Here is a 7,489-nt window from a genome sequence, read left to right as displayed (position 1 = left end):
TGAAGTGACCCCTAAAAGTTAGACACGGTTATTTCATTAGGCAGCTTGATAAAAGTGAGTCCGGTATTGTACCGGGCTCATTTTTAATTTTGCCTTAATCCGTTTCGTATTATAATAATCTATATATTTTTCTAATTCTATTTTAAAGTGCTCTACATTTTCAAATTCTTTTATGTAGAGGAACTCCGACTTCATAATCCCAAAGAAATTTTCTATTACTGCGTTGTCGTAACAGTTGCCTTTTCGAGACATACTCTGGACGATAGCTCTTGATTCAAGTGTACGGACGTACTGTCTCATTTGATAATGCCATCCTTGATCCGAATGCATCAGTAGCTGGTGGGTTTCAGGTAAACGTTCCAATGCTTTCTCTAACATGTCTGAAACAAGCGAATACGTCGGTCTAGAACCAATTGTATAGGTAATAATTTCACCATTATACAAATCTAATACAGGTGATACATACAGTTTTTCTCCAAACAATTTAAACTCTGTGATGTCTGTAACCCACTTTTGATTCGGTGCATCTGTATGAAAATTACGCTCTAAAATATTAGGTGCAATTCTACCGACTTTTCCTTTATAGGATTTATATTTCTTCATACGCACAACACACTTTACCCCAAGCTCTTTCATAATGCGCTGAACCTTCTTGTGGTTCACTTTCTGGCCACGATTCGTTAATTCATCACGAATGCGACGGTAACCATAACGACCTTCATTTTCCTCATAAATCGCTTTAATCTCCGCTTTCAAATCGGCATCTATATCTGGACGATTCATTTTCTTTACTAAATCATAATATGTGCTTCGAGGAATAGTAGCTAGCTCCACGAGTGCCTTCACCGAATATTTATGCCTTAATTCATAGACTACTTGCGCTTTGTCTTGTTTTGTGATTTTTCCTTGTTTTGAACTAAGGCATTTAACTTTTTTAAGTACTCATTTTCCATCTCAAGCTGTTTAATGCGTGCTTCAAGTGCTTCGACTGACCCTTCAGCTAAAGGTTGTTTTAATTGTTTATTTGAATCTTTTTTCATGGATGGACGCCCCTTTTTCTTAGATTGAAGGGCATCAATTCCTTGTGTTTCGAGCTGTTTTTTCCAAACAGAAATCGTTGAAGGGGCAGGAATATTAAAGATAGCTGCCGTCTCAAATAAGGACATACCGTTTTCAATCATAAAGTTTAGTACGTCTAGTTTAAATTGTTGTGTGTAATTTGTACATCGTTTTAGAAAAGCTTCCAGACCATTCTGTTTATATTGGTTTACCCAATTCAAAATGATTGTGTCACTTATACCGAGCGATCTACCCATTTCTCGATAACTTTCATTTCCGTTCAAATAACGTAGAACGATTTGTATTTTTTCATCAGCTGTAAATTTGGCCATAGAAAAACTGCACCTCCAATTGTTAGACTGTGTCTAACAATTGGGGTGCAGTTCAAAAAGAATTGCTCTTTTTGTGCTTATAAGTTGTGAATATTGAAAAAGATATGTTAATTTTTCATTATGAAGAGAAAAAAGGAGCGATTTTCATGAATGAGATAATACATAAGATGGAGCAACACGTTTCAGTTCGTAAATATAAAGAAGAATCAATTCCGAAAGAAGTAGTAGAAAAAATGGTGCACGCTGCACAGCATGCGGCTTCATCGCATTTTGTACAGGCGTATTCTGTTATATATGTAACAGATCAGGAATTAAAAGCTAAACTAGCAGAGCTATCTGGAAATCGTCATGTGAAAGACTGTGCAGCATTCTTTGTTTGTTGTGCAGATTTAAAACGACTTGAAATTGCATGTGAAAAACATGGTACAGAGATAAAGCATGAAGGAGTGGAAGACTTTATCGTTGCGACGGTAGATGCTTCACTTTTTGCGCAAAACTTAGCGCTAGCAGCAGAGTCATTAGGATACGGAATTTGCTATATTGGTGGAATTCGTAATAACCCGAGAGAAGTGAGTGAATTGCTTCGTTTACCGGATAAAGTATATCCTGTATTCGGAATGACTGTCGGTGTACCGGATGAAGAACATGGAGTTAAACCACGTTTACCAGTAGCAGCAGTTCTTCATGAAAATGGATATGAAGAAAAGAAATATGATGAGTTACTAAACGAATATGATGAAACGATGAGTGCGTATTACAAAGAAAGATCATCAAATCAAAAAAGTGTAACATGGACGGAATCAATGAGTTCATTTATGTCCAAAGAAAAAAGAATGCATATGAAAGAGTTTTTAAGTGAGAAAGGATTAAATAAGAAGTGAGTAAAGAGGCAAACCTGTGATGCGGGTTTGCCTTTTTTGGAGGAGAAATACCTAAGCACAGAAAGTTGTCTATTCTTTCTGAGCTTAGGTATTTTGTTTGTTATCATATATATAGAAATAAAAATTAATAATTTTTTACAAAAGTGATAGAAAATGAGAATGAACTGCCAATAGTAAGTAAAAGCAGCTGCTAAAGGGGAACTGAGGAAGGAAGATGCTTATGATTTTCAATTCAGAAGAGGATTTAATTATAGCTATGAAAAAACATGATCAAGATGCTTTGAAAGAAGTGATTGATCAATATGGAAAATTAATTTTGTACATTATTCATAAATCATTAAGTACCCCTATTGAAAAACAATATGTGGATGATTGTTATAACGATGTATTTACTGTCATTTGGTTTCATATCGACCAATTTGATATAGAAAAGGGAAACTTAAAATCTTGGATGATTGGTATTACTAAATTAAAGGCATTGGAATATAAAAAGAAAGTATATAAAGAGAATAAAGTCGATAAAGACGTAGAAATAGATACAAGTGCCAATGATAGGTATGAGATAGAACAAGAAGAAGAGATTATGGAAATAGTTCAAGATTTAAATAAGAAGGATCGATATATCTTTTTAAAGAGGTATATTGATGGGTATTCCATTGACGATATTGCAAAAGAATTAAAAGTAACGGCGGATTATATATACAATCGGATTTCTCGTGGGAAGAAAAAACTTCAAAAACTGTGGAAAGGGAGTGTGTAATATGGATAAAAGATTATTATCGATGTTAAATGAGCTCCAATATTCAGAGGAAGAAATTACACGTTTAGAGAAAGAAGCAAATGAGTCTATCAATATAGATAAGTATTATGTAAGAAATGGAGAGTTACTAAAAAAATTAACTTTACAAATGTTAGAAGAATCCATTCGCAATGAATTACAAACTGGTGAAGAAATTGAGAAGGAACTGTTAGTAGACGAAGGGTATATGGCAAATAATAAAGTTATACCAAATATATATTACGTAGGAGCTACTTTCTATTATTATCTTGTTTTAACAAATAAAAGAGTGATTATGAAAGGATTAGATTGCTATTTTAAAAAAACAAATGAACATAGCATGCCGATAGAGGATATACAATCCATTTCGCAACATAAAAAAATGAAAAATGTCTTTGAGATTAAATATAATAACACTCATATACAATTTGGAAGTATTAAGTATGCACGTGAAGTTGCAATGGTAGTTATGGAGTTAAAAAAACGCGGAGTAAAAGTAGAAAAGTATACAGATTTTGAAAAAGGATTTTTCTTATTCTTTAATATATTCGTGATAGTAAGTGCAGGTCTTTGCTTTATAAAATATTTAATGTAAAAAGCGGCATAATAGCCGCTTTTTATTGTTTTATTTAGTATTCTATTTGAAATATTTGTAATATGAAAGAACGATTATTGCTAATTGTAAACTGCCAATAAAGTTATTTAAGTTTTAATATGGAATACCCCATCGGAAAATACAGCAGTAATTTCGTTTGAACCTATCTGTTATTGTGCACGATCTAAAGCACCTTCTATAACAAGTTCAAACTTTCAATAAGAAGATACCCCCCTGTACAACTTAAAAGAATGTACGTAAATATTTTAAAAATCCGTTGATTAAGCCATTTGAAAATAATTTGCCCTATAAACAAACCTAAAAATACAATTGGAATGGCATAAAAACTTGATTCCCAAATGGTTTTGTTTGCGCCAGTAAAGAATATTTGAGTTACTAGACTAATGAAATATATAAACAGATAAAAAGCCAATGTAGTTGCTCTCAACTTCTCTTTTTCAGTATCAGTTCCTGTAAAGTACAGTAATAGGGGAGGTCCTGGCATACCGATACTTGTCGTTAAAAGACCGGATAATCCGCCCACTAAGAAATCTCTAGATTTTGTTGATTTAATCTTAAAGTTGCATATTAGCATCAACGTTAATAGTAAAAGCAGGATGCTAATTGCTAATTTAAAAATATTTATGTTAATAGAAATAAAAATGAAAATACCAAAAGGGACACCAATTATACTTCCGAAAATTAATCTTTTCAGTAGAATAAAATCAATGTCCATTCTTATTTTCCAAATGAGTGATATGGAAATAATTAATGATAAAATGATGTTTATTTGTATAGCTTCTTGTGGTAGAAATAACATGAGTAAGAACGGTGTTGCCATTATGGAAAAGCCAAAACCTGTACTTGTTTGTAAAATAGAAGCTACTAATATAATACATATGAAAAGTAATTTAATCTCCAAAATAGCTCCTCCTATTTAATCAAATTTAACTAGTTCAAACCTATATTTTAACATGAATATTTTGTTTCTTCTCGAGTAATAGTGTTCGCGTACCTATTCCTTTAACCAAATAACATGAATAACTTTTTTGTAATTGTATTGTTATCTAACATTAATGAATAAGCTCAAATAAAGTGAAGGTTAATAATTAGTGGGGGATTACGAGAAGTTATCTGCCACTAAATTGATAACAATTAACGGAAATCTATTGATTATCAATAGATTCTTCACTAAGTTTCCCGCGATAAAACAAGAACAGCCATATAAAACTAACAAAAATACAGCATATAGCTAATAGGGTGCCAATAATTTGAGGAGAAAGAATTTCTAAAAGCGATCCCGTAATGAACATAGATAACTGTATAAGCGAACCATAAATAGAGTAATGGAATGAAAAAACTTTACCCATCATATTTTCGTGCGTATAAGTTTGAAGTAATGTCGTATCAAGTGGAACGATAATTCCTCCTGTTATGCGCATGCAGAATAAAGTAATGATACCGATAATAAGTTGATTGGATAAAATGAATCCGAGAAAGAAAAAGCCTTGAAGTAAGTATGCCCAACCAAATGCTTTTTTCATTTTTTCTTTATTATGCGACATATAAAGAGTAACGAGGAGGCTGCCAATCATAAGTCCAGCTCCTTGAACCGTATATAAGACTCCAATATTAGTGTGGAAAATTCTTTCGGCATAAATTGTTATAAGTAGCTGATAGGCGCCTCCAATAATACCCCATGAAATGCCGACAAGAATTAATGTTAAAATGATTTTTGTTTGTAATATGTATGTATAACCATCTTTTATATCAGTGAAAAATGCTTTTTTCTTGTTACAAGTATCATGAGCAGGGATACTCATATTATTAATAAAATAGGCTGAAATAAAGTATGATAGGCTATTTACTAAAAAAGCGAACTCAATATGTAAAGAATGTGCAATTATCCCGCCCAAGGAAGCCCCCATAATAGACATAAAACCATTAATTGTACTAGAAAGAGAGTTAGCAGTTACGAAATGGTTTTGGTGTACGATATTTTTTAGGGCTGCTTGTTTAGCCGGCTCAAATACACAAGAAAGTACGGATAAACATATATTAGCAATGAAAATAATTTCAATTTTATAGATTGCAAATAAATAAGTAAGGACGATCATACCTCGTAAAATATCGGTGGAAATCATTATTTTCTTTTTAGAAAAACGATCTACAACTCCGCCAATGAAAGGACTAAGAAGAAGCGCTGGTAACCCTTTACTTATAAAAGTGAGTGCTATCATAAACGGAGATTTCGTGATGCTATAGACGAATGTTAATAAAGCTATAGTATGAAACCAATCTCCAAGTACACTTAATGTTTGTCCATAAAATAGTTTTTTGAAGTTTGTATTTGTTTTAAGTAGTGTGGAATAAGAAACAGACATAAAAGATTAATCCTTATGTGCTAATGATGCTTGAACTCGTTTTTTCCATTCGCTTAAATACATGTTCTCTGCTGCAGGAAGCTCAACAGGTAATTGTGCAATCAATTCTATACTATTTCCATCAGGATCGTTAAAGTATACGGAGGCGTGTGCCAATTCTGGAAAAACAATCGGTTCAATTGGCTCCATCCCAAAGTCTTTTCTTGCTGAAATTCCTTTTTGATTTAGCCAATGTATTGCATTTTCTAAATTAAGTAAGCTTACTTGGAAGGCAATATGTCGCAAAGATGGATGATAATTAACTTTGTATTCTGTTCCTTCCCAAAGGCCGAGCCAACTCTCATTTTCTTTAATCCAAAAGAAAGCAATATTATTTCTTCTTTTATATAATTTTAGCCCTAGTGATTCATAAAAAGGTATTGATACTTTTAAGTTGCGGACAGGTAAATGTGCTTCGTAAAGACCTCTAATCATTGTAATCCCCCTTAGTAAAAATGTTTCTTATTCCATAGTAAACAATATGTTGCTAGTTGAAATCGCAAATAAGAGGGAGATAAATTCATACGAAAGTATGAAAAAACAGCTCAAATATGAGCTGTTTTTCTATAGTTTTTAGTTCGTTTTTCAAGGATAGGATATATTAATATCCGTATCCGCCGCCACCCCAGCAGCTACATCCGATGATGATTAGAAGGATGAATAGTACGATAAGCAAAGCAAATCCACCGCCGAAACCAGCGCAACTTCCACCATAACTCATATGTTTTCCTCCTTTTTAGTAAGTTAATCTATATGGTTCATGGACTACTATATACAGTATGTTTTTTGTATGGAAAACGAGCCAGTCTCATTTACAATTAGACAAATGCCCGTAGATTCATTGGGATTGTATGTTAGTGATTTGTGAATGAATCATTATGCAATTCGTAATTTAGGCATAAAAAAAATAAAAAATTGTAAAAAAAACCATTTTTTTATTTTTTTATGAGGGAATATGTACTATAATTTTACAAGTAATATTATGGGAAAAGGGAGTTTTAGTATAGAGATGGAGATGGGACAATTACAAAATAAAATAGAAGATAAAAAGAAAGAGTTAATTCAACTTGTTGCGAGACACGGATTGGACCATGATAAAGTTTTGTTATTTAGCCGCGATTTAGATATACTAATTAATAAGTTTATGAATGTAAAAGACAAAGTGCATAAATGAAAAATTTATAATTTTTTATATTAAGATGTTTTATGAAAGGAGAGGACAGTAATTGGAACATTTACAGGAAGAAATGTATAAACAAATAAAAGAAGAAAAAGGTACAGTTACAATTTTCTTAAAGAGTGGCGTTAGAATAGTAGGAGAAGTTGTTGGAGTAGATAAATTTACAGTTTTAATCTTAGTGGATGGAAAACAACAGCTTATTTATAAGCAGGCTGTATCAACAATAATGAAATAAGACACT

The 7,489-nt window shown here is 32.3% G+C and carries 10 protein-coding genes; 5 read left to right on the top strand and 5 right to left on the bottom strand.

The features are described 5' to 3' along the window. Positions 1-36: 36 nt before the first annotated feature. Positions 37-1,391, bottom strand: a protein-coding gene (locus COK05_RS30560; protein WP_098615502.1) for an IS3 family transposase whose coding sequence is annotated in 2 segments (ribosomal slippage) — positions 37-938 and positions 938-1,391 — 1,356 coding nt in all. Because the reading frame shifts where the segments join, the coding sequence is not laid out codon by codon here. Between the two features lie 146 nt (positions 1,392-1,537). Between COK05_RS30560 and nfsA the strand changes: the two genes are divergently transcribed. From nfsA to COK05_RS30545, 3 genes are all read left to right on the top strand, one after another. After that, positions 1,538-2,272, top strand: a complete 735-nt coding sequence (nfsA, locus tag COK05_RS30555) for an oxygen-insensitive NADPH nitroreductase (RefSeq protein ID WP_098615504.1) — start codon at positions 1,538-1,540, stop codon at positions 2,270-2,272. A gap of 214 nt (positions 2,273-2,486) precedes the next feature. Then, the gene (locus COK05_RS30550) at positions 2,487-3,032 is read left to right on the top strand and encodes a sigma-70 family RNA polymerase sigma factor (protein ID WP_141539325.1); all 546 of its coding nucleotides are present in this window, start codon (positions 2,487-2,489) and stop codon (positions 3,030-3,032) included. Position 3,033: 1 nt separating this feature from the next. Beyond that, positions 3,034-3,645, top strand: a complete 612-nt coding sequence (locus tag COK05_RS30545; protein ID WP_098615500.1) for a PH domain-containing protein — start codon at positions 3,034-3,036, stop codon at positions 3,643-3,645. Positions 3,646-3,841: 196 nt separating this feature from the next. Here COK05_RS30545 and COK05_RS30540 read toward each other — a convergent pair whose 3' ends face one another. The 4 genes from COK05_RS30540 to COK05_RS30525 form a co-directional block, all read right to left on the bottom strand. Then, entirely contained in the window at positions 3,842-4,567 is a 726-nt protein-coding gene (locus COK05_RS30540; RefSeq protein WP_098615499.1) for a sulfite exporter TauE/SafE family protein, read from the bottom strand. A 244-nt stretch (positions 4,568-4,811) separates the two neighbouring features. Next, the gene (locus tag COK05_RS30535) at positions 4,812-6,029 is read right to left on the bottom strand and encodes an MFS transporter (protein WP_098615498.1); all 1,218 of its coding nucleotides are present in this window, start codon (positions 6,027-6,029) and stop codon (positions 4,812-4,814) included. Positions 6,030-6,035: 6 nt separating this feature from the next. Continuing rightward, entirely contained in the window at positions 6,036-6,503 is a 468-nt protein-coding gene (locus COK05_RS30530) for a VOC family protein (RefSeq protein ID WP_098615497.1), read from the bottom strand. Between the two features lie 166 nt (positions 6,504-6,669). Next, positions 6,670-6,789, bottom strand: coding sequence for a YjcZ family sporulation protein (locus COK05_RS30525; RefSeq protein WP_000120179.1), 120 nt, complete (start codon positions 6,787-6,789; stop codon positions 6,670-6,672). A gap of 234 nt (positions 6,790-7,023) precedes the next feature. Between COK05_RS30525 and COK05_RS30520 the strand changes: the two genes are divergently transcribed. Continuing rightward, entirely contained in the window at positions 7,024-7,242 is a 219-nt protein-coding gene (locus tag COK05_RS30520; RefSeq protein WP_098615496.1) for an aspartyl-phosphate phosphatase Spo0E family protein, read from the top strand. Between the two features lie 52 nt (positions 7,243-7,294). Then, the gene (gene hfq, locus COK05_RS30515) at positions 7,295-7,483 is read left to right on the top strand and encodes an RNA chaperone Hfq (protein WP_141539324.1); all 189 of its coding nucleotides are present in this window, start codon (positions 7,295-7,297) and stop codon (positions 7,481-7,483) included. The last annotated feature ends 6 nt before the right edge of the window (positions 7,484-7,489 follow it).

The sequence above is a fragment of the Bacillus cereus genome (genome assembly GCF_002567495.1).
Classification (GTDB): Bacteria; Bacillota; Bacilli; order Bacillales; family Bacillaceae_G; genus Bacillus_A; species Bacillus_A cereus_AQ.
This window is presented reverse-complemented; position numbering and strand designations above follow the sequence as displayed.